Origin of the sequence: Nocardia tenerifensis NBRC 101015 (genome assembly GCF_000308715.1) — a bacterium.
Lineage (GTDB): Bacteria > Actinomycetota > Actinomycetes > Mycobacteriales > Mycobacteriaceae > Nocardia > Nocardia tenerifensis.
On record NZ_BAGH01000349.1, the window covers coordinates 1 to 20,432 of the forward strand.

Here is a 20,432-nt window from a genome sequence, read left to right on the forward strand (position 1 = left end):
GAAGAAATCGAGCGCCTGCGCGCCTCGGCCCGGCGCTGCGCCGAGCATTTCCTGCGCACCGAGGACACCGCGACCAGGCACCTGCGCGAGAAGCTGACCGCGGTGGGACCGGCGGCGACCCTGGCCCGTGGCTACGCTGTCGTGCAGCGCGTCGCGGGACCCGAACGGCACGTGGTGCGCACGATCGAGGACGCGCCCGCCGGCAGCCAGCTGCGCATCAGGGTCGCCGACGGCGCCGTCTCCGCGGCCGCGCTGGGCACCCAGGCGCTGGGAGCGCAACGAACCCAGGACACCGAGACGAGGAGGAGCTGACCTTGCCCGAGCCCGGGAAGGAAGCCGAGGCCGAGCTGGCGGAGATCGCCGCCTTCGGCTACGAGCGCGCCCGCGACGAACTGGTCAATGTCGTGAAGATGCTCGAGCAGGGCGGCCTCGACCTCGACGAGTCGCTGGCCCTCTGGGAACGCGGCGAGGCGCTGGCCAACCGCTGCGAGCAGCACCTGGCCGGGGCCCGCAAGCGGGTCGAGGACGCGCTCTCGCGCGCCGATCTGGAGGACGGCGAATGACGATCCGCAGGGCGACGCCCGACATCCGCACCACCGACATCGAGCGCAGCCGCGACTTCTACAAGCTGCTCGGCTTCGAGGAGGCGATGGACCTCGGCTGGGTCGTCACCATGGTCTCCCCCACCAACCCCACCGCACAGGTCCTGCTCGTCGGCCCCGACGCCGAGCGCCTACAGCCGAACATGAGCGTCGAGGTCGAGGACGTCGACGCCGTGCACGAGGCCATGACCGCCGCGGGCGCCGACATCGTCTACCCCCTGACCGACGAGCAATGGGGCGTACGCCGCTTCTTCGTCCGCGACCCCAGCGGCACCATCGTCAACGTAGTCAGCCACCGCTAGGGGAACGTGCAGGCGGATCGCCGGAGCTGTCCACCCAGCCCGCGCGCAGCATGCGCAGCAGTTTGCACAGGTACTCACCCGCCGAACCGCTGTCGGCGACGAGCGTCGAGACCGAATGCTCGATCGGAGTGCGGTGGCGGGCGGACCTCACGGATCAGCGGTTGATCGGCTGGGCTGCAGTGATGGCCTGGGCGAGGGTGACGAAGGACTCGCGCTGGCCTGCGCCGGTGATGAGGACGCGGGACTGGCCCAGGTCGGCGATCCACGCGGATTCGGAGCCGGGCTCGGCGTAGACGATCCATTTCTGGTCGCCGATCTGCTCGGTGCCGGTGGCGTAGCGGGAGCCGAGGACGAAGCGCGACATCGCCTCCTCGGTGGCGTTGCTCTGGCTGAAGCGCATGTACGCGCCGTGGCCGGTGATATAGCCGACAGTGCTGATGGGTCCGCCGCCGGTGCCGCTGATCGATTCGCGGCTGCCGGAATTGGGCGTCCAGTCGGCGGGCACGGCCGGGTTCCGGATGGGGAACGGCAGGGTGCGCGCGTCGGCGGTCAGCGCGGCCCGCACGTCGAAGTGCGGGATCTGTCCCTGCGTGGGACCCTTTGCGGCGAAACTGCATTGGCTCGCGAGACCCGCGAAAACCACGGCGATCAGCACCAGGGGGATCAGTGACCAGAACAGATCCCGGTAGTCGTTCATGATGCGTGGCTTCTGAGGGGACACGCACTCAGTATCCACATCGCGCGCCCGGCGCTCCTGCGCGCACCCCGAACCGGCGAGCAGGGTGTACGCCCGTCTCAGTTCGAGTGAGACAATCGTCCAGACCGACGCGCGCGGTCGACACCCCTGCGTGATCGAGAGACCGCGCCGCTTGGATTCTGTACCGACGCACAGGAGGCACCCCGCAATGACGGCATCTTCCCCGACCCCGAGCCGCCGCGAGGCGCCGGACCGCAACCTCGCGCTCGAGCTGGTCCGCGTCACCGAGGCCGGTGCGATGGCCGCGGGCCGGTGGGTCGGCCGCGGCGACAAGGAGGGGGGCGACGGCGCCGCCGTCGACGCCATGCGGCAGCTGGTGAACTCGGTGTCCATGCGCGGCGTCGTCGTCATCGGCGAGGGCGAGAAGGACGAGGCGCCCATGCTGTTCAACGGCGAGCTGGTCGGCGACGGCACCGGCCCCGAGGTCGATTTCGCGGTCGACCCGGTCGACGGCACCACGCTGATGTCGAAGGGCTCGCCCGGCGCCATCGCGGTGCTCGCGGTCGCCCAGCGCGGCGCGATGTTCGACCCGTCCGCGGTGTTCTACATGAAGAAGATCGCGGTCGGCCCGGACGCCGCCGACGTGATCGATATCACCGCCCCGATCGCCGAGAACATCCGCAGGGTCGCCAAGGCCAAGAACCTGTCGAAGTCGGATCTGACCGTCTGCATCCTGGACCGGCCCCGCCACGCCGGGCTGATCCAGGAGGTCCGGGACGCGGGCGCGCGCATCCGCCTGATCTCCGACGGCGACGTCGCGGGCGCCATCGCTGCGGCCCGCCCCGACTCCGGCACCGACATCCTCGTCGGCGTCGGCGGCACCCCCGAGGGCATCATCGCCGCCGCCGCGATGCGCTGCATGGGCGGCGCGCTCCAGGGCATGCTCGCGCCCACCGACGACGCCGAGCGGCAGAAGGCGATCGACGCGGGCCACGATCTGGATCGCGTGCTCAGCACCGAGGACCTCGTCGCCGGCGACAACGTCTTCTTCTGTGCCACCGGCGTCACCGACGGCGATCTGCTGCGCGGCGTCCGCTACTACGGCGGCGGCGCGTCCACCCAGTCGATCGTCATGCGCTCGAAGTCCGGCACGGTCCGGATGATCGACGCCTACCACCGCCTGACCAAGCTGCGCGAGTACTCCTCGGTCGACTTCATCGGCGACGAGCACGCGGTGCCCCCGCTGCCCTGATCCGAGGCTGGTCCTGATTCAGCGGCGAGCGTCCGCTGGTTCGGTCCCCCTAGCATCGCCACATTTTCGAGCGAAGCGAGATCGAGCATGGGACGTTCGCGGCCCGTCTCGCGTCCGAGTGGCCGAAGCGCATGCGCCGCAGGCGCTAGTCTCGGCCGCTCGGACGCGAGACACCCATGGGCCGCGAACACGCCGCGCCGTAGGCGTGGCTAATCCAACACAGCGTGGCAGCCCCACGCCCGGCGGCTCCGGCATATGGTCGAATCATGACGGAGGAGACGCAGTTTCGGATCGAGCACGACACCATGGGCGAGGTCAAGGTCCCGGTGGACGCCCTGTGGCGGGCGCAGACCCAGCGCGCCGTGGAGAACTTCCCGATCAGCGGCCGCGGCCTCGAGCGCGCGCAGATCCGCGCGCTCGGCCTGCTGAAGGCCGCCTGCGCCAAGGTGAATCGGGATCTCGGACTGCTGGACGCGGCGAAGGCCGACGCGATCATCGCGGCGGCGCGCGAGATCGCCGACGGCAGGCACGACGACCAGTTCCCGATCGACGTGTTCCAGACCGGCTCGGGCACCAGCTCCAACATGAACGCCAACGAGGTGATCGCCTCGATCGCCAAGGCGAACGGCGTCACCGTGCACCCCAACGACGACGTGAACATGTCGCAGTCGTCCAACGACACCTTTCCCACCGCCGTGCACCTGGCCGCCACGGAGGCGGTGATCACGGACCTGGTGCCCGCGCTCGAGCATCTGCGCCTCGCCCTGCTGGACAAGTCGACCGAGTGGCGCACGGTGGTCAAGTCGGGCCGCACCCATCTGATGGACGCGGTCCCGGTGACCCTCGGACAGGAGTTCGGCGGCTACACCCGGCAGATCGCCGCGGGCATCGATCGGTTGATGGCGACGCTGCCGCGCCTCGGTGAGCTGCCGATCGGCGGCACCGCGGTCGGCACCGGCCTCAACGCGCCCGAGGGTTTCGGCGCGAAGGTCGTCGCGGAGCTGGTCCGCTCGACCGGTCTCGACGCGCTGCGCGAGGCCGCGGATCACTTCGAGGCGCAGGCGGCCCGGGACGGGCTGGTCGAGGCGTCGGGCGCGGTGCGAACGGTCGCGGTGAGCCTCACCAAGATCGCCAACGACATCCGCTGGATGGGGTCGGGCCCGCTGACCGGCCTCGGCGAACTCCAGCTGCCGGACCTCCAGCCGGGCAGCTCGATCATGCCGGGCAAGGTGAATCCCGTGCTGCCCGAGGCGGTCACGCAGGTCGCGGCGCAGGTGATCGGCAACGACGCCGCAGTCGCGTTCGGCGGCGCGAACGGCGCCTTCGAGTTGAATGTCTATATCCCGGTGATGGCGCGTAATCTGCTCGAGTCGATTCGCCTGCTGGCCAATGTCTCCCGGCTCTTCGCCGATCGGTGCGTGCGCGGGCTGGTCGCCAATGTCGATCATCTCCGCACTCTCGCGGAGTCCTCGCCGTCCATTGTGACGCCATTGAATTCGGCGATCGGTTACGAGGAGGCGGCGGCCGTCGCGAAGGATGCGTTGAAGCACAAGAAGACAATTCGCCAGACGGTTATCGATCGCGGTCTGCTCGACGAGAAGCTCACCGAGGAAGAACTCGACCGCCGATTGGATGTGCTGTCGATGGCGAAGGTCGAAGAGAAGAAATAGTTAGCACTTTTGACGCGCGCCGAGCGTCACGCCGGTGACCTTCACGCTGGCCCGATGTGACGCTCGGCAGAGAGTGGGGCGCGGGCAGGCAGCGTGCGCCGACGCACCCGCAGGGATTTCAGAAGATGATGCCGAGCGCCTGGAGGAACGCCTTGGCGCCGACACCGAACAGGGCGACCATGCCATCGACGAATGCTTCAACCATTGTTCTTTCCTTTCTCGCCTCCGCATAAAGCGGATGTACTCAGCTAATCGGAGGCGATACCGCGTGTGTTTCATCACACATATACGGAAGCAGGAAAGAATCCGGTCGGCGCGGTAAATTCACGCGCCGACCGGAAGAACTCAGTCGCGCAGGTGCGCGAGTTCGGCGCGGGCCGCTTCGCCCACTTCACCGAAATCCGTCCGGGTGAATACGTTCCACCGCTGCAGCAGCGGCTTGAAAACCAGCTCGTTCTCGTCGGCCCGGTTGTAGATTCCGGCCGCGGCGAGCACGTCGTCGCTGTTGCGACCGTCGGCCAACGTCACCGACGGCACCGCGAAGCCCGCGACCTGGTCGGCGATGGCGCGCATCGCCTGATCGGGCGCCAGGTTCAGGCCCGCCTCGACCAGCTCGGCGAACACGGTCGCCTGCAGCTCGTCGTCGAGCGCGATGCGCTCGGCGATCGCGGTGACCATCGGGTTCTCGCCGAGAGCCGCGGTGTTGCGGTGCCGGATGGCCGCCGCCGTCTCCTCGAACGCGCAGGTGGCGAGCACGTCGAGCAGGTGCATGCCGGGGCGGCGGAAGCCGGTGGTCATGTGCGCCATCCGCATGCGCTCCAGCTCGACCGGGTCGACCGCCCTGGTCACCATGAGGTAGTTGCGGATCATGATCTCGTGGCGGTTCTCCTCGGCGGTCCACCGGCCGACCCAGCGCCACCACGCGCCGGTGCGCAGGTACTTGCCGAGCTCGCGGTGGTACGAGGGCAGGTTGTCCGCGATCAGCACGCTGACGGTCAGGGCCAGCTTGGCGACCTCGCTGAGCTCGGATTGCTCCGGCGCCCAATCGGTTCCGTGGAGGAACGCGAAGTTGCGGCCGTCGTCCCACGGCACGAAGTCGTGCGGCTGCCATCCGTCGGCGGCGTCGATGTGGCGTCGCAGGATGGATTCCACGTCCAGCGCGAGGGATTCGAGCAACTCGCGATCGGTCAAGAGAGTTTGCACCTAGACAACCTAGCGGTTGGGCCCGTGATCCGGGGAGTTTGAATGAGACTGGACGGGCGTCCGGGGTCGGCGGGGCCGCCCCGGACGCCGCATCGGGTGCTACTTCGGCGTGACCGTGGTCTTGCCGTCGACCCAGGTGATGGTGCCACCGGTGAAGTCGCTCTCCTTGCCGCCCGCGATGTCCTTCTCGTCGCTGATGGGGTAGCCGAGTTTGCCCTTCGCGCCGCCGTTGTCCTCCCACGCCTTGCGGATCTCGCCCCACACGATGTGCGCGTCGCTGTCCTTGGCCTTGTAGATGGTTCCGCCGACGAAGTCCTGATACTTGCCGTCGTCGGGCCCGTCCTCCTGCGCCTCCAGCGGAGCGCCGAGCGCACCCGACGGGCCGCCGGACGCCACGTACTTGTCGAGGATGGACCCGGACACCGTGATGTCGCCGCGCTGCGTCGCGATCTTGGTTTCCTCCGCGGCGCCGGGAGTGCGCTGCTCGGTGGTGCCCATCGGAACCGTGGTGGTCTGCAGAACCGAGGACGTCACCGTGGCCGCCGAGGAGGCGACCGAGGAAGAGATCGACGATATCGAGGAGGCCACGGTGTCGTTCTTGTCGTTGTCGTCGTCCTTGCTGCAACCGGCGACGACCAGGCCGGCAGCGGCGAGCAGGGCAGTGTATCCAGCCGTTCGTCGAGCGAAGTGGTGCATTTCCATCCTCTCGCAAGTGGCTGCCGACACCGTCGCCCGACCGGGTGACACCGTCGGCAACCTAGGCCGATGTTCAGAAATGACCCGGCGAATCACCAGAGGACTCGCCGGGTCATGCCGAACAGCTATCGCCGAGATATTACCCGGCGACTGTGAGCGGAAACACACCACCCAACTCAGGCGTTGGGGCCATACTCCTCCAGCATCTCGGTCACCAGCGCCGCGATCGGCGAACGCTCACTCCGGGTCAGGGTGATGTGGGCGAACAGCGGGTGCCCCTTGAGCTTTTCGATCACCGCGGCGACGCCGTCGTGCCGGCCGACCCGCAGATTGTCCCGCTGCGCCACGTCGTGGGTGAGCACCACCCGCGAGCCGGTGCCGAGGCGGCTCAGCACCGTGAGCAGCACATTGCGCTCCAGCGACTGCGCCTCGTCGACGATCACGAACGAGTCGTGCAGCGAGCGGCCGCGAATGTGGGTGAGCGGCAACACCTCCAGCATGTCGCGGGCCAGCACCTCCTCCATCACCTCGCGACTGGCCAACCCGTCGAGAGTGTCGAAGACGGCCTGGGCCCACGGCCCCATCTTCTCGCTCTCGCTGCCCGGCAGATAGCCGAGCTCCTGACCGCCGACCGCGTAGAGCGGACGGAACACGACCACCTTTCGCTGAGTTCGCCGCTCCAGCACCGCCTCCAGGCCCGCGGTCAACGCGAGCGCGGACTTGCCGGTGCCCGCCCGGCCGCCGAGCGAGACGATGCCGATGCTCTCGTCGAGCAGCAGATCGAGCGCGATGCGCTGCTCGGCGGAGCGGCCGTGCAGGCCGAAGGCCTCACGTTCGCGCACCAGCTGGACCCGCTTGTCCGGGGTGACCCGGCCAAGCGCGCTGGAGCTGCTGCCCAGCAACCGGATCCCGGTGTGGCAGGGCAGTTCCCGGGCGTCGTCGAGGTCGAGGACGGACTCGGAGTAGAGCTGGTCGATCTGCGCCGTGCTGACGTCGAGTTCCACCATGCCGGACCAGCCGGAGGTGACCACGTCCTGCGCGTGGTACTCGTCGGCCTGCAGGCCCACCGCACTCGCCTTGACCCGGAGCGGAATGTCCTTGGACACGAGCACCACCCGGCGGCCCTCCGCCGCCAGATTGAGTGCGCAGGCCAGGATTCGGGAATCATTGGTGTCGGTGCGGAAGCCGACCGGAAGTACCGCGGGATCGGTGTGGTTCAGTTCCACCTGCAGCGTTCCACCCTCGGTGCCGATCGGCACCTGCTGATCGAGCCTGCCGTGCAGCAGGCGCAGATCGTCCAGGTTGCGCAGGGCCTCCCGCGCGAACCAGCCCAATTCGTGATGATGCCGTTTGCCTTCGAGTTCGCTGATGACCACCAGCGGTAGCACGACGTCGTGCTCGCCGAACCGGGTGAACGCCCAGGGATCGGACAGCAGGACCGAGGTGTCGATGACGAAGGTGTTGGCGAGGGAATGCGAGGGGTGTGCCCCCTTCGCGGCGGTTCCGCCTTTCGCGGAACGGGATTGCGCCGAGGGAGCGGGAACGGAGCGTGAAGCATTCACGGTGGGCTCCTCTGTGTCCGCGCGGCACCCGCACGAACGATCTCGCTGGACCGGTCCGTCCTGATGGGATCCGACGTCGCCGTCAGATGCCACGAGGGCCGGGTGCCGGCCCCCTCGTACTGAGTAGCTCAGTCACGGTCAGGACCTCCCGTACGAGCCACACCGCCGCGGCCCGCACCATCGACGCTACCGCCGAACCACACTTCCCCGCTCCCGCACAGGTAGGCGTGTCCGTGAATCTTTCGTTAACCTCGCCCGCGAGCCGGAACGGCCCCGGTCCGTCGCCACCGGTCGACGGCGACGGATAGAGTCGCAGGCATGGCAGGTAACGAGGACCTCGAGCGGCTGTCGTCGAAGGAACTGCACGATCGAGCGGTGAAGCTGGCCGTGCGGCACGGGGACGTGAAGTTCCTGTGGCGGCTGCTCACCTCGATCCCGGCCGCCGAGGCCGCCGCGGGCAATGTCGGCGAGAGCGAGGCGGACATCAAATACGTGCTGCCGATGCTGGACGACTACATCCACGCGGGCGACGGCGAGATCGCCGAGGTGCTGCGGCCGTTCTATCTCGAGTATCTGAGCGAGCGCGACTGAGTCCGGGCTCACCCCTCTGACCAGCGGTTACGAGTTGCCCTCCGGCACAAGGACGATGGCGCCGGACGGGCACGCCCGCTCCGCGTCCCGCGCCGCCGCACGCTCGGCGGACGGTGGCGACGGGTGCAGCAGCCGCACCTTTCCGTCGTCGGCGTCCTGATCGAAGACCGCGCCCGCGAGCAGCGCGCACATGCCCGCGCCGACGCAGCGATGGCGGTCGACGGTGATTCTCATCACGCCCCTCCCTTACCAGGTGACCGGGAGCCGGTGCACGCCGTAGATGTCCATGTCGTGGCGCAGCGGGATGTCTTCCGCCGGGACGGCCAGCCGCAGCGTGGGAAAGCGAGTCACCAAGGCGGGCAGGGCGACCCGCATCTCGACGCGGGCGAGTTGCTGGCCCAGGCATTGGTGCGGGCCGTGCCCGAAGCCGAGATGGCCGACGGCGCTGCGCTGGATGTCGAAGGTGTCGGGCTCGTCGAACCTCGCGGGGTCGCGATTCGCGGCCTGCAAGGACAGCGCGACCGTCTCGCCCGACTTGATCAGCTGACCGTCGAGCTCGAGGTCCGCGAGGGCCGTGCGCGAGGTGGTGTGCACGATGCTCAGGTAGCGCATGAGTTCCTCGACGGTCTGGTTGCCGAGATCGGGCCGGGCGCGTAGCTCGGCGAGCTGGTCGGGGTGCGACAGCAGCGCGAAGGTGCCCAGGGCCAGCATGTTCGCGGTGGTGTCCAGGCCCGCGCCGAGCAGCAGGGTGCCGACGCCGGTCAGTTCGTCGGCGTCGAGGTCGGAGTCGGTGAGGTCGCTGAGCAGGTCGTCGGTGGGGTCGGCGCGCTTGGCGGCCACCAGGGCGCGCATGTACTCCTCGCCCTTCGCGTACGCCGCCATGCGCTCGTCGACGGTCGCTTCGTGGTCGTTGACCACGGCGACGGACTCGCGGAAGCTGTCGCGGTCCTCGGCGGGGACGCCGAGCAACTCGCAGATGGTCAGCGCGGGAACGGGAAAGGCGAACGCGTCGATCAGATCCACCGGGCCGCCGGTGCGCGCCATGGCGTCCAGATGCTCGGCCGTGATCTGCTCCACGCGCTCGGTGAGCGCGGCCATTCGGCGCACGGTGAACTTGCCCGCCAACAACTTTCGATACCGGGTGTGCTCCGGCGCGTCGACGCCGAGCATGTCGCCCGGCAGCGCGGCCGGCATCGCGCCGCCGTCGGAGAGCGGGTTGTGCCCGAGCTCGTAGCGCACACTGAAACGGGGGTCGGCGAAGACGGCGCGGGCGGTCGCGTGGGTGGTGGCGAGCCAGCCGCGATGGCCGTCGGGGAAGTTCATGCGGACGAGCGAGGGCAGCGTGGCCAGTTCCGCGGGTGGGTCGAAAGGGCAGCCGGGCGGGCGGGTGGTGGGGAGTTCGACGGCCTCGGACAGCGGTTGATTCACCATTTGTTCCTGTTTCGATAGGTATTCGGAGATATCCGAACGCTACGTTGCGTTCAAGATCTGCTCAACGAGATAAGCGAACCATTCCATTGTTTCTACTGGTAGATCGACTAACAGAATTGCAATGGTGCTGCCGATGAATGCGCTTGTTAGACAACGATGTTGCAACGACCTGTAGCTGAGCGCAATACTCGTTACCGATGAGCCGTTCGACAGGGAGGCGATGCCGTGCCCGGTGGCAGATTGACCCAGCACGATCGCCGACAGATCGCGGACGGCCTGGCCGAAGGTCTCGGGTACGCCGAGATCGCCAGGCAGCTCGGCAGGCCGACGTCCACCGTCAGCCGTGAGGTCATCCGCAACGGCGGGCCCGGCCGCTACCACCCAGGGCGGGCACATCGAGCCACCGAACAGCGCGCCCGCCGGAACCGGCCGAAACTCGTCACCGAAAATACGGACGCCGCAACCGATCCCGCGGTCGAGAAGTACCTGACACAGTTCATCGCGCAGATGACCAGGACCGGGGTTCCGCGCACCGCGGCGGCCGCGCTGGCCTGCCTGTACAGCACCGACAGCGGCAGTCTTACCGCCGCCGAACTGGCCGCACGGCTGCGGGTCAGCCCCGCCACCATCTCCTCGGCCGTCGGCATGCTCGAGAGCCAAGGGTTGATCCAGCGCGAGCGGGACGCCCGCAGCCGCCGGGAGCGCTACGTCATCGACGACAACATATGGGTGCGCGCGACTTTGGTCAGTGCGCGACAAGTATCGGAGCTGGCCGAGACCGCTCGGCGCGGCGCGGAGGTATTCGGCGGCGACACTCCCGCGGGTGTGCGCGCGCACAACACCAGTCGCTTCCTCGACTTCGTCGGCCGCGACATGGTCGATTCCGCCGAACGGTGGCGCAAGATCCTCGAACAGCAGGCCGAAGAATGAGCTGGCGGCTATTCGGCTGATCGCGGCGCAGGACCCTGTTCGCGGGCAACGCCTACTTGCGGGGCAAGGCGGCGCGGAACAGGCCGACGGCCGTGCCCCGCAGGAAGTTCTCCCAGCTGAAGTGGTCGTGCCAGAGGATGATTCGGCCGTCGCGGAGTTCGAAGGTGCCGGTCACCCAGAACGCGATGCTGACGGGGCCGAAGCGCAGGATGTCGGTGCGGTCGGTGAGCACGATGTCGCCGTCGGCGGCGATGTGATGCATCTCGACCGCGAATCCGAGACCGTCGCGGTTCAGGCCTCGCAGGATCTTCCGGGCCAAGCCGCCGCCGATATCGGGCAGGGTGGTGTTCTTCCACACGAGGTCCGGATGCAGCAGGTCCAGCGCCTCCGCGACGGCGCCGAGCTCGAGCGCGGCGAAGAACTCCCGCACCGTGGTGATCGCGTCCTGCTGTAGCTCGATGTCCTGGGTCATGGTCCGACGATAGGCCGTCCGGCGGCCATCAGACAGAGGTCAACCGCGCGCCCGCGCCGCGATCAGCACACCCAATCCGTCGAGCACGCGCTCGATACCGAAGTCCATGGCTTTGTTCGCACCGCCCGAACCGGCCGAGGCCGCCTCCTCGGCGAAGGCCGCGGCGACCGCCGGAAAGCGCTCGCCCGCCACGGACATCATCTCGGCGAACTGGTCGGCGAGGCGCTGCGTCGCGTCGTCGCCCAGCGATTGCGTCTGCTGGACCAAGCTGCGGATGTGACCGTTGACCAGCACGATGGTGTCGAGCCGCTCCGAGCCGGTGAGGCCGGTGTCGCCGAGCGCGACCAACGCGCTCTCCGTCCACCCCATCTCGTTGGGGCCGAGCGGGCGCTGGCCGAGGGTGAGTTCGATGGCCCAGGGATGCGCCTCATAGCGCTCGAGAATCGACTCCGCCCACAGGCGCAGCGCGGCTCGCCACCCGCCGCCGGCCGGATCCCGCAGTACCGCCGCGGTATCCGGCGGCGTGCCCATGGCCGCGTCGAGCATCAGCGCGGTCAACTGCTCTTTACCCGGCACGTACCGGTACAGCGACATCTTGGTGAAACCGAGCCGCTCGGCCAGCCGCTGCATGGACAGGTTCGCCAGGCCCTCCGCGTCCACCAGCGCGATCGCCTCCGCCACGATCGCCGGCAGCGAGAGAGCGGGCTTCGGTCCGCGCTTGGGGCGCTGCTGGGTGCCCCACAGCAGCTGAACGGTGGTCGGTGTCGGCATGAGCAAATCCTTCCGGAGAACGGGCTTGACGTGAAACTGTGTCTACCATACGCTTATCTGCGTCCGACGGAAACAGAATCCGCTGGATACAGATTAGGAGTCATCATGCGCAACAAGTCCGTTCTCATCTCCGGTGCCAGCATCGCGGGCCCGGCCCTCGCTTATTGGCTGCACCGCTACGGTTTCGACGTGACCGTGGTCGAGCGCGCCCCCGCCCTGCGGGCCGGCGGGCAGGCCGTCGACTTCAAGGGCAAAACCCACTTCACCGTCTTGGAGCGCATGGGCATCCTCGACGACATCCACGAGCGCCGGACCGGCACCACCGACACCGTCTTCGTCGACGAGGACGGCCGGCGGCTCGCCACCATGTCCGGCGACTTCACCGGCGGCGACGTCGAGATCCTGCGCGGCGACCTCGCCGAGATCATGTACAAGCGCACCGCCGAGCACTGCGAATACCTCTTCGGCGACTCGATCAGCGCGCTCACCGAGCTGTCCGACGGCGTGTACGTCGAGTTCGAACACGGCCCCGCCCGCACCTTCGATCTGGTCTTCGGGGCCGACGGAATCCATTCGCGCGTGCGCAAACTCGCGTTCGGACCGGAGAAGGACTTCGTCAAGTACCTCGGCCACTACTACTGCGTCGCCGGCGCGAGTCCGTGGAGCGCGGACGCCACCGGCCCCCGCGAGCGCGTCACCGCCTACGGCCACAACGCCCCCGGCAAGCTCGCGATCAGCGGCGGCTCCAAGGCTCAGCAGTTGTATATGTTCGTCTCCCCCGAGTTGCGCTACTCCCGCGACGACACCGCCGCGCAGCGTCGCATCGTCGAACAGGTCTACGCCGACGTGAACTGGGACGTTCCCCGCATGCTCAGCGAGATGGCCGATTTCGACGACTTCTACCTCGACTCGGTCAGCCAGGTGCGGCTCGCGGGGGGCTACACCAAGGGCCGGATCGCGCTGGTCGGCGACTCCGCGTACGGAAACACGTTGGCGGGCTTCGGCACCGGGCTCGCGGTGGTCGGCGCGTATGTCATCGCGGGCGAACTCGCCGTCGCGGACGGCGACTACGAGGTGGCTTTCGCGCGCTACAACAAGATCATGCGCCGCTACGCCAAGATCATGGGGAACAGCAACGCTGGAAGGTTCCTGGCACCGAAGACCGCGCGGGGGATCAAGTGGCGCAACTGGTTCCTCGAATCGCGGATGCTCACCCTCATGATGAAGTACGCCGACAAGGCCGCCAACGACATCGACCTGCGGGACTACCCCGCCTTGGCCAGCGTGTCCGGGAACAACTGAAACCGTTGGCCGCCCTCATGTTTCGCCCGCATGCCGGTTCGAGGCCGACCGGTATGCGCGCTCGATCCGCCGATGTGCCCGCGCCGGAGAATCCGCTGTGTTTCGATGGAACCGAAGCGGGGCGGAGCGCGTCTATAGGGTCAGAGACACTGATGAAAGGGGACGGTGATGGCGGTGGACAGCCCGTTTCCCGGGTACATCGAGGATGCGAAGTCCGGGGCGCTGAAGGTGCGGATGGACCCGCAGGGGTTCGTGGATATCGACAAGGCGTGCGAAGAACTGATCACTCAGCTCACCGGCGTTCGAGCCGACGCACGTGAGCTGGGCGAGAAGACCACCTGGGGCCTCGGCGAGAGCAACCCGCGCCTCTCGTCGGCCATCGAGCTCGTACAACTGTTCCGCGAGAAGGCCTTCGGCGGCCCCAACAACGCCTACGACACCCTGAGCGATTACATCACGGTGGCCGAGGACATCAGGGCGGTGTTCAAAGCCATCTGCGAGACCTACCAGCGCACCGACACCGAATTCGCGGCGAAGTTGCGGGAGATCAGCGTATGAGCGTTGTCCAGCCCGGAATACGTTCGCCGCGAATAGGTTTCGTCGCCGTGGCAAGCCTGGCGGCCCTGCTGACCGGATGCGGCGGCGAGGCGAAGCCCGCCGCGACTGCGACGACTCCGGCCTCGACCGCGCCATCCACCACCACGACAACGGGTTCGGCCCCGCAACCGGCGTTCGACCCCTGCACCGCATTGACCCCGCAGTTCCTCAGCGAACACCAGTGGGACGGGTCGCCGCCCTCGCCTAAACAGAACAGCACGGCCGGTATGAGCTGGAAGGGTTGCCGCTACATCGCCAAAGCCGGTTACGGCTTCACGATCGAAACCACCAACGGAACCCTCGAACAAGTCCGGCAGAAGTTCCCTGTCGCCGTGGACATCTCGATCGGCAACCGGAAGGCACTGCGGTATGAGGCCAGGCCGGACGTTCCCGGCGGGTGCACGATCAACATCGAGATGAAGGGCGGCTCGCTCTACGTCCTCGTGGACGACCCGACCGGCAAGCACCCGCGCAAACTGTCGCCCTGCGACATCGCCACCGACATCGCCCAGGCAGTCGCACCACTGCTGCCGGCAGGCAGCTGAACCAACCCTACGGGGAGCGATCATGAAACAGACCGACGGCCGCGCGATCACCAATCCCGAGAACGCGCAGAGCTTTACGCACGCCGAGATCAAGCAGGCGGCCGACGAGATGAACCCGGACGGGCTGGCCGGCGCGTTCGACGCCTGGTCGAAGATCGCGACGGCGGTGACCGACGCCGGGCACCAGTTCGAGACGGCCATCAAGCAGGCGATCGAACAGCATTGGGAGGGTGCGGCGGCCGACAGCGCGGTGCGCGGCATCCGCGAGTACGCGACCCAGGTCGGTGAATTCGGCGAGACGCTGCACGCGCAGAGCACACCCCTGTCCCAGGCGGCGAGCGCGGCCTCGAAGTTCAAGCTGTCGGTGCCCGACGTGGTGGACACTTCGACCAACCCACGCGGAGCCGAGCTACGCAACTCGAGCGAGGAGCAGGCTCGCGACGAGATGACCCGGCAGTACATCCAGCCGTACGGAACCACCGCGCCCGCCATTCCGACGCTACCGCCGCCGATCAATCCGATCTCCGTGCCGCCCGTGGGAGACCTTGGCACGGGCACCGGCACGAATCCCAGCCCGGGTAAGACGACCGATCAGACCGGTTCCGGTACGGAAGACTCCAGCAAGCAGGCCCCCACCGAGAAGACGGACAAGGCTGGCCAGGCGGACAAGGGATCGGACGCGAGCACCCCGGAGGCTGCGGAAACCACGGAACAGACTGCTCCGCAATCGGTTTCGCAAGACCAGAACACCAACCCGTCGACCACACCCGCCGCCACAACCCCGGCGGCGACCTCGAAAACGCCGACCACCTCACCCCTCTCGGCAAGCCCCATCACCACAACCATCCCCACCACGGCCCTCCCGTCGACACCCGCGACCGTCACCTCCGCCTCGTTCAACGGCACACCGAGTAATTCCCACGCACCGATCAGCACCGGCGATCACCCGACCAACTCGACGGCCCCCCACACCTCGTCCGCCCCGAATAGTGAAGCCCGCCAGGGCACTTCCCGTCCGCCGTTACCCACCACCACACCCGGCGCAGCGGGCCCCCAACCCGCCGTCGCTCCCGCCCGGACGGGCGCGCCGGGCACCGCGGGTTACCCCGGAATGTTTCCGCACGGCGTTCGCGGCCGCGGCGAGGACGACGGCGAACACAAGTCCCCCGGCTTTCTGCGCACCGAGGAGCACGCCAAGGAACTGCTCGGCGAGGTGGAGAAAACGGTGCCGCCGGTGCTCGGAGAGAAATGACGGCGCAGTGGTCGCTGTCTGCGGAGCAGTTCGCGGCGGCCTGGTTCGGCACCGGCCTGGATCGCCTGCCCTTTCCGTTCCGTTTCACCAGTCGTTTTCCCGGCCTCCGGGAATACCAGGAGTACCAGCGACAATTCCGCGATGAGCTGGCGCGGCCCGAGCGCGTCCCGCTCTCGCGCGCCATCGCCGTGCTCGCGCAACCGGATTGGCGCGTCGAGATGTTCGGCTACGACAACACCCGGGACGGCGTCGAGCTCCGGGCGATCGGCTGCGCCACCCGCGGCGGCGCGGGCGTGCTCGCACAGCAGACGCCCGCGCCGACCGGCGGCCGAGTGCAGCTGCGCCGCTGCCGCGTCGAGCGACTCGCCGCCGAACTCGTCCGGCTGCTGCCCGAGGCCACGGCGGGCATCACGGGTGAAAAGTCTTTCTTGCTGGACGATCTCAACGACGAACGCCCCGACCCGTTCGGCAACGCCCCCGCCGGTGAGGTCAAGGATCGTTATCGGCGCTTCTGGCGCCAGCCCTGCGGCACCCGCGGCACCGCCGCCGTTCTGCTCGGGCCGCGCAACGCCGAGCCGCTGCGCACCGGCCGTGTCCGCTGGATCGACACCGCCGACGGCCGCTACTACGAGGTCCCGGCCAACCGTGCGTTGATGATCCGGCCGGGCACCGGCGCCGACATCACGCGCTATCTCGACGAGGCGATCGCCCGCGCCAAGGCCAGGATGGACTCGATGTGATCCGCCTCACCAGCGACCCATCGGCTTCAGTACCTTGTACGCCATGACAACCACCCGGGACGAAATCGAGGCTTTTCTCGTCGAATACCAGGACTCCCTGAGCGCTTTCGACGCCGAACGCTCAGTCGCGCAATGGGGTACGCCCGGCATGATCATCAACGACGCCTTCGCGGGCACCCTGTCCTCCCCGGAGGAGATGGCCGCAGGCTTGAAACAGTCCTATCCCTTCTATCAATCGCTAGGCTTGGCCTCCGTCGACCACACCTTGCTCGAGCAGGCCGATCTCACCGCCCGCCTCACGCGAATCCACGTGCGCTGGCACTTCTACGACGGCGAGGGCACGAAACTCACCGACGGCGACTACGAATACCTGCTGCGCCGCGACGACGACGGCAAGCTGAAGGTCTATGTCGCGGTCGCCATCGATGAGATGGAGAAGCTCACGGCGCTGGCCGTCGAGAAGGGCATCGCGATGCCGACGGCTTGAGGCTGGAGACGTCTCAGGACTGAGGCTGCCGAACGGGCCAAGAGCATTGGCCCGCAAGGCTTTACGCAGGGGCTATAACTCTGCCCGGCGAACCTTCGCGGGGCGACAAGTCCGCCCCTGTGGACCTCCGCGAGGCGACAACTCCGCCCCGGCGAACCTCCGCAGGGCGACAACTCCGCCCCTGTGGACTTCCGCGGGACGACAGCTCCGCCCGGCAGGGCTTCGCAGGGCCATAGCCCCGCAAGCCTTCGCCGGGCGGTAGGCCCGCTCACCACACCTACCGGCGCGACCGACCTTTAGGAAATGGACACCAACGCGCTCGCGCACCCTCCGGATGCGCGAGCCCGCAAGCGGATTCGCCAGCTCAGCCCAGCAGGCGCCAGTCCTCCAGACCGTCGTACAGCGGCACGCTCTGCGCCAGCTTGGTGACGCGCCCGCGCAGGGTGTCGACGTCGGAGGTGCCCGCGAGCGCGGTGGCGATGATGTCGGCGACCTCGGTGAACTCGGTGTCGCCGAAGCCTCGGGTGGCCAGGGCGGCGGTGCCGATACGCAGGCCGGAGGTGACCATCGGCGGGCGCGGGTCGAACGGAACGGCGTTGCGGTTCACCGTGATTCCGATCTCGTGCAGCAGGTCCTCGCCCTGCTGTCCGTCGAGCTCGGAGTTGCGCAGGTCGACGAGCACCAGGTGCACGTCGGTGCCGCCGGTGAGCACGCTGACGCCCTTGTCCTTGACGTCGCCCGCGGTGAGCCGCTCGGCCAGGATCTTGGCGCCGGACAGGGTGCGTTCCTGACGCTCCTTGAACTCACCGCCCGCCGCGATCTTGAAGGCGACGGCCTTCGCGGCGATGGCGTGCATGAGCGGGCCGCCCTGCTGGCCGGGGAACACCGCGCTGTTGAGCTTCTTGGCGAAGTCCTGCTTGGCCAGGATCAGGCCGGAGCGCGGGCCGCCGAGGGTCTTGTGCACGGTCGAGGAGACGACGTCGGCGTGCGGCACCGGCGAGGGGTGCAGGCCGGCCGCGACCAGCCCGGCGAAGTGCGCCATGTCCACCCACAGGTAGGCGCCCACCTCGTCGGCGATCTCGCGGAACGCGGCGAAGTCCTGCTGACGCGGGTAGGCCGACCAGCCCGCCACGATCACCTTCGGACGAGCCTGGAGCGCGATGGTGCGCACCTCGTCCATGTCGATGCGGTGGTCTTCCTTGCTGACGCCGTAGAAGTGCGTCTCGTAGAGCTTGCCGGAGAAGTTCAGCCGCATGCCGTGGGTCAGGTGGCCGCCGTGCGCGAGGTCGAGGCCGAGCAGCTTGTCGCCGGGGTTCATCAGTGCCATCAGCACCGCGGCGTTCGCCTGCGCGCCGGAATGCGGCTGCACATTGGCGAATTCGGCGCCGAAGAGCTCCTTGGCACGGTCGCGGGCGAGGGTCTCGACGACGTCGACGTGCTCGCACCCGCCGTAGTAGCGCCTGCCGGGGTAGCCCTCGGCGTACTTGTTGGTGAGCACGCTGCCCTGCGCCTGGAGCACCGCGCGGGGCACGAAGTTCTCCGAGGCGATCATCTCGAGGGTGTCGCGTTCACGGGCGAGCTCACCCGCCATCGCGGCGGCGAGCTCCGGATCGAGCTCACCGAGAGACTGGGTATTGACCGAGGCCGTCGTCTGCGTCACCGCCACAGTCTATTGGCCGCCGCTGTCGTCGTCAGCATGGGGTTGCGGGCAACTCGGTCGCCAGACGGAGGAGCCTCAGCGCTCGGCGGCGGGCGGCAGATAGCGCTCGAGCAGGACCGTGAGGTGCCGCTGCGCGTCGGTCAGCGGCGCGGTGGATTTCATCGCCCGCGACTGCACGATCGCCCCCTCGATCGCGCTGATGACGAAGCTGGCGAAGGAGTTCGCCTCCTCGGCGGACAGGCCCGCGGTCGCGAAGCCCGCGCCCAGTTTTTCGTGCCACTCGCTGAACACCGCGCCCGCCGAGGACTGCACGCCGGGCTCGGACTCGGCGAGCGCGGCCCCGGCGATCGGGCAGCCGGTGCGGAACGAACTCGCCGTCAGCGTGCTGACCCACCAGCCGAACAGCGCCTCTAGCCACCGGTCGGGCGGCCGGGACGCGGTGATCTTCTCGATCACCGCCGAGAGGCGGGCGCCGGCGATCGTGGTCGCGGTCGCGACCAACTCGCTCTTGCCCGACGGGAAGTGCTGGTACAGCGAGTTGCGCGAGGCCTTACTCCGGTCGAGCAGCGCCGCGAGACCCGCCGCGTGCACGCCCTGTTCGCGAACCAGCTCGATCGCGCTCTCGATCAGCCTCGTGCGTGGGCCGGTCATCCGGGCTCCTTCTGCGGTTGCGTGAACCGATCGGTCCATGCTCCAATCATGACAGATGTGGACCGATCGGTTCACCGAAAGGACGGATTCATGTCGGAGACCACGATCGATTTCGCACAGCTGAACGGCCTGGAGCTGCTCAGGACCGCGATGGCGACGAAGGACCGCCCGCCGTTCATCGGCGACCTGCTCGGCATGGAGGTGGACCTGCTCGAGCACGGCAAGGCGGTGTTCGCCCTGCGGACCCGGCCCGATTTCGCCAACCCGCTCGGCACCACCCACGGCGGCATCTGCGCCACCCTGCTCGACTCGGTCATGGGCTGCGCGGTGCACACCACCCTCGAGGCGGGCGTCGGCTACACCACGCTCGAGCTGAAGATCAACTACATCCGTTCGGCGCCGACCGACGGGCAGCGACTCACCGCCACCGGCACCACCATTCACGTCGGCCGCACCACCGCGACCGCCGAGGGGCGCGTCGTCGACGAACAGGGCCGCCTGGTCGCGCACGCGACGACCACCTGCGTCATCTTCCGCGGAAATCGCTGAGCCACAAGGAGACTCGCCATGCGCACCCGCAGCACCGACGCCGCCGTCCGCAAGTTCCGCCGCGAGCGCCTGATCGGCCGCTACCTGGCCAACCCCGCCGTCGGCCTGCTCGACCGCCTCGGCGTCCGCTCGGCCCTGCTCGCCGAGCTGGAGACCACCGGCGCCAAAACCGGGCAGCCGCGCCGCGTTCCGGTGACCGTCTCGGTGGACGACCGAGGCGCGTGGCTCATCTCGCAGCACGGCCGCCGCTCCGGCTGGGCCCGCAATATCGCCGCCGACCCGAAAGTCCGCCTGCGCCAAGGCAAACGCTGGCACACCGGCACCGCCGCCTTCGTCCCCGACGACGACGTGGTCGCCCGCGCCCGCAGCTTCGCCAAGGGCCGCGTCCCCGAGTCCGCCGCGGAGTGGACGATGAAAGCGCTGGAGAGCGACCCGATCTCGGTCCGCATCACCTTCACCGAAGCCTGACG

At 68.3% G+C, this 20,432-nt stretch carries 25 protein-coding genes; 15 read left to right on the top strand and 10 right to left on the bottom strand.

Annotated features, from left to right (window positions below):
* The 3 genes from ON39_RS27105 to ON39_RS27115 form a co-directional block, all read left to right on the top strand.
* A partial coding sequence (locus ON39_RS27105; protein ID WP_040738654.1) for an exodeoxyribonuclease VII large subunit occupies positions 1 to 312 on the top strand: 312 nt, incomplete at its 5' end.
* 2 nt (positions 313 to 314) lie between these two features.
* Complete coding sequence (locus ON39_RS27110) at positions 315 to 563, top strand: exodeoxyribonuclease VII small subunit (RefSeq protein WP_040738655.1); 249 nt, start codon at positions 315 to 317, stop codon at positions 561 to 563.
* Positions 560 to 904, top strand: a complete 345-nt coding sequence (locus ON39_RS27115) for a VOC family protein (protein ID WP_040738656.1) — start codon at positions 560 to 562, stop codon at positions 902 to 904. The genes ON39_RS27110 and ON39_RS27115 overlap by 4 nt, the downstream gene beginning before the upstream one ends.
* Positions 905 to 1,058: 154 nt before the next feature.
* Here the strand turns inward: ON39_RS27115 and ON39_RS27120 are convergent, their stop codons facing one another.
* Positions 1,059 to 1,625: a DUF4245 domain-containing protein gene (locus ON39_RS27120; RefSeq protein WP_040738657.1), complete on the bottom strand. Its 567-nt coding sequence runs from the start codon at positions 1,623 to 1,625 to the stop codon at positions 1,059 to 1,061.
* A 184-nt stretch (positions 1,626 to 1,809) separates the two neighbouring features.
* Between ON39_RS27120 and glpX the strand changes: the two genes are divergently transcribed.
* Complete coding sequence (gene glpX / locus ON39_RS27125; protein ID WP_040738658.1) at positions 1,810 to 2,853, top strand: class II fructose-bisphosphatase; 1,044 nt, start codon at positions 1,810 to 1,812, stop codon at positions 2,851 to 2,853.
* Between the two features lie 266 nt (positions 2,854 to 3,119).
* Positions 3,120 to 4,523: a class II fumarate hydratase gene (locus tag ON39_RS27130; RefSeq protein ID WP_040738659.1), complete on the top strand. Its 1,404-nt coding sequence runs from the start codon at positions 3,120 to 3,122 to the stop codon at positions 4,521 to 4,523.
* A 345-nt stretch (positions 4,524 to 4,868) separates the two neighbouring features.
* On the opposite strand, the gene ON39_RS27135 is transcribed toward ON39_RS27130, so the two are convergent.
* The 3 genes from ON39_RS27135 to phoH2 all read right to left on the bottom strand — a co-directional run bounded on the left by ON39_RS27135 (position 4,869) and on the right by phoH2 (position 7,984).
* Positions 4,869 to 5,726, bottom strand: a complete 858-nt coding sequence (locus ON39_RS27135) for an acyl-ACP desaturase (protein WP_040738660.1) — start codon at positions 5,724 to 5,726, stop codon at positions 4,869 to 4,871.
* A 99-nt stretch (positions 5,727 to 5,825) separates the two neighbouring features.
* Positions 5,826 to 6,422, bottom strand: a complete 597-nt coding sequence (locus tag ON39_RS27140; RefSeq protein ID WP_040738693.1) for an LGFP repeat-containing protein — start codon at positions 6,420 to 6,422, stop codon at positions 5,826 to 5,828.
* 176 nt (positions 6,423 to 6,598) lie between these two features.
* Positions 6,599 to 7,984, bottom strand: a complete 1,386-nt coding sequence (gene phoH2 / locus ON39_RS27145; RefSeq protein ID WP_040738661.1) for an RNA 5'-3' helicase PhoH2 — start codon at positions 7,982 to 7,984, stop codon at positions 6,599 to 6,601.
* Between the two features lie 318 nt (positions 7,985 to 8,302).
* Between phoH2 and ON39_RS27150 the strand changes: the two genes are divergently transcribed.
* Positions 8,303 to 8,575: a hypothetical protein gene (locus ON39_RS27150; protein WP_040738662.1), complete on the top strand. Its 273-nt coding sequence runs from the start codon at positions 8,303 to 8,305 to the stop codon at positions 8,573 to 8,575.
* A gap of 27 nt (positions 8,576 to 8,602) precedes the next feature.
* On the opposite strand, the gene ON39_RS27155 is transcribed toward ON39_RS27150, so the two are convergent.
* Positions 8,603 to 8,809 carry a ferredoxin gene (locus ON39_RS27155; protein ID WP_040738663.1) on the bottom strand — a complete coding sequence of 69 codons (207 nt, stop codon included), beginning with the start codon at positions 8,807 to 8,809 and terminating at the stop codon, positions 8,603 to 8,605.
* Positions 8,810 to 8,821: 12 nt separating this feature from the next.
* Positions 8,822 to 10,003 carry a cytochrome P450 gene (locus ON39_RS27160; RefSeq protein ID WP_425454127.1) on the bottom strand — a complete coding sequence of 394 codons (1,182 nt, stop codon included), beginning with the start codon at positions 10,001 to 10,003 and terminating at the stop codon, positions 8,822 to 8,824.
* 228 nt (positions 10,004 to 10,231) lie between these two features.
* On the opposite strand from ON39_RS27160, the gene ON39_RS27165 reads away from it, so the two are divergent.
* The gene (locus ON39_RS27165) at positions 10,232 to 10,936 is read left to right on the top strand and encodes a GbsR/MarR family transcriptional regulator (RefSeq protein ID WP_040738665.1); all 705 of its coding nucleotides are present in this window, start codon (positions 10,232 to 10,234) and stop codon (positions 10,934 to 10,936) included.
* A gap of 52 nt (positions 10,937 to 10,988) precedes the next feature.
* Here the strand turns inward: ON39_RS27165 and ON39_RS27170 are convergent, their stop codons facing one another.
* Positions 10,989 to 11,408: a limonene-1,2-epoxide hydrolase family protein gene (locus ON39_RS27170; RefSeq protein ID WP_040738667.1), complete on the bottom strand. Its 420-nt coding sequence runs from the start codon at positions 11,406 to 11,408 to the stop codon at positions 10,989 to 10,991.
* A gap of 39 nt (positions 11,409 to 11,447) precedes the next feature.
* The gene (locus ON39_RS27175) at positions 11,448 to 12,179 is read right to left on the bottom strand and encodes a TetR/AcrR family transcriptional regulator (protein WP_040738668.1); all 732 of its coding nucleotides are present in this window, start codon (positions 12,177 to 12,179) and stop codon (positions 11,448 to 11,450) included.
* A 105-nt stretch (positions 12,180 to 12,284) separates the two neighbouring features.
* On the opposite strand from ON39_RS27175, the gene ON39_RS27180 reads away from it, so the two are divergent.
* The 6 genes from ON39_RS27180 to ON39_RS27205 all read left to right on the top strand — a co-directional run bounded on the left by ON39_RS27180 (position 12,285) and on the right by ON39_RS27205 (position 17,102).
* Positions 12,285 to 13,481 carry an FAD-dependent monooxygenase gene (locus ON39_RS27180; protein ID WP_040738670.1) on the top strand — a complete coding sequence of 399 codons (1,197 nt, stop codon included), beginning with the start codon at positions 12,285 to 12,287 and terminating at the stop codon, positions 13,479 to 13,481.
* Between the two features lie 168 nt (positions 13,482 to 13,649).
* On the top strand, positions 13,650 to 14,039 hold the full coding sequence (locus ON39_RS27185) for a hypothetical protein (RefSeq protein ID WP_040738671.1): 390 nt from the start codon (positions 13,650 to 13,652) through the stop codon (positions 14,037 to 14,039).
* On the top strand, positions 14,036 to 14,623 hold the full coding sequence (locus tag ON39_RS27190; RefSeq protein WP_083894715.1) for a DUF3558 domain-containing protein: 588 nt from the start codon (positions 14,036 to 14,038) through the stop codon (positions 14,621 to 14,623). Before ON39_RS27185 ends, ON39_RS27190 begins: the two co-directional genes overlap by 4 nt.
* Positions 14,624 to 14,645: 22 nt before the next feature.
* Positions 14,646 to 15,875, top strand: a complete 1,230-nt coding sequence (locus ON39_RS27195; protein WP_040738673.1) for a hypothetical protein — start codon at positions 14,646 to 14,648, stop codon at positions 15,873 to 15,875.
* Positions 15,872 to 16,615: an ESX secretion-associated protein EspG gene (locus ON39_RS27200; RefSeq protein ID WP_040738674.1), complete on the top strand. Its 744-nt coding sequence runs from the start codon at positions 15,872 to 15,874 to the stop codon at positions 16,613 to 16,615. Before ON39_RS27195 ends, ON39_RS27200 begins: the two co-directional genes overlap by 4 nt.
* Before the next feature lie 43 nt (positions 16,616 to 16,658).
* Positions 16,659 to 17,102, top strand: coding sequence for a DUF6841 family protein (locus ON39_RS27205; protein ID WP_040738676.1), 444 nt, complete (start codon positions 16,659 to 16,661; stop codon positions 17,100 to 17,102).
* Positions 17,103 to 17,466: 364 nt separating this feature from the next.
* On the opposite strand, the gene glyA is transcribed toward ON39_RS27205, so the two are convergent.
* A complete protein-coding gene (glyA, locus tag ON39_RS27210) occupies positions 17,467 to 18,762 on the bottom strand; it encodes a serine hydroxymethyltransferase (RefSeq protein ID WP_040738694.1) in 1,296 nt (431 codons plus the stop codon).
* A gap of 75 nt (positions 18,763 to 18,837) precedes the next feature.
* Positions 18,838 to 19,413 carry a TetR/AcrR family transcriptional regulator gene (locus ON39_RS27215; RefSeq protein WP_051187168.1) on the bottom strand — a complete coding sequence of 192 codons (576 nt, stop codon included), beginning with the start codon at positions 19,411 to 19,413 and terminating at the stop codon, positions 18,838 to 18,840.
* A 90-nt stretch (positions 19,414 to 19,503) separates the two neighbouring features.
* Between ON39_RS27215 and ON39_RS27220 the strand changes: the two genes are divergently transcribed.
* Positions 19,504 to 19,962 carry a PaaI family thioesterase gene (locus ON39_RS27220; RefSeq protein WP_040738695.1) on the top strand — a complete coding sequence of 153 codons (459 nt, stop codon included), beginning with the start codon at positions 19,504 to 19,506 and terminating at the stop codon, positions 19,960 to 19,962.
* Positions 19,963 to 19,980: 18 nt separating this feature from the next.
* On the top strand, positions 19,981 to 20,430 hold the full coding sequence (locus ON39_RS27225; RefSeq protein ID WP_040738679.1) for a nitroreductase family deazaflavin-dependent oxidoreductase: 450 nt from the start codon (positions 19,981 to 19,983) through the stop codon (positions 20,428 to 20,430).
* Positions 20,431 to 20,432: the final 2 nt, after the last annotated feature.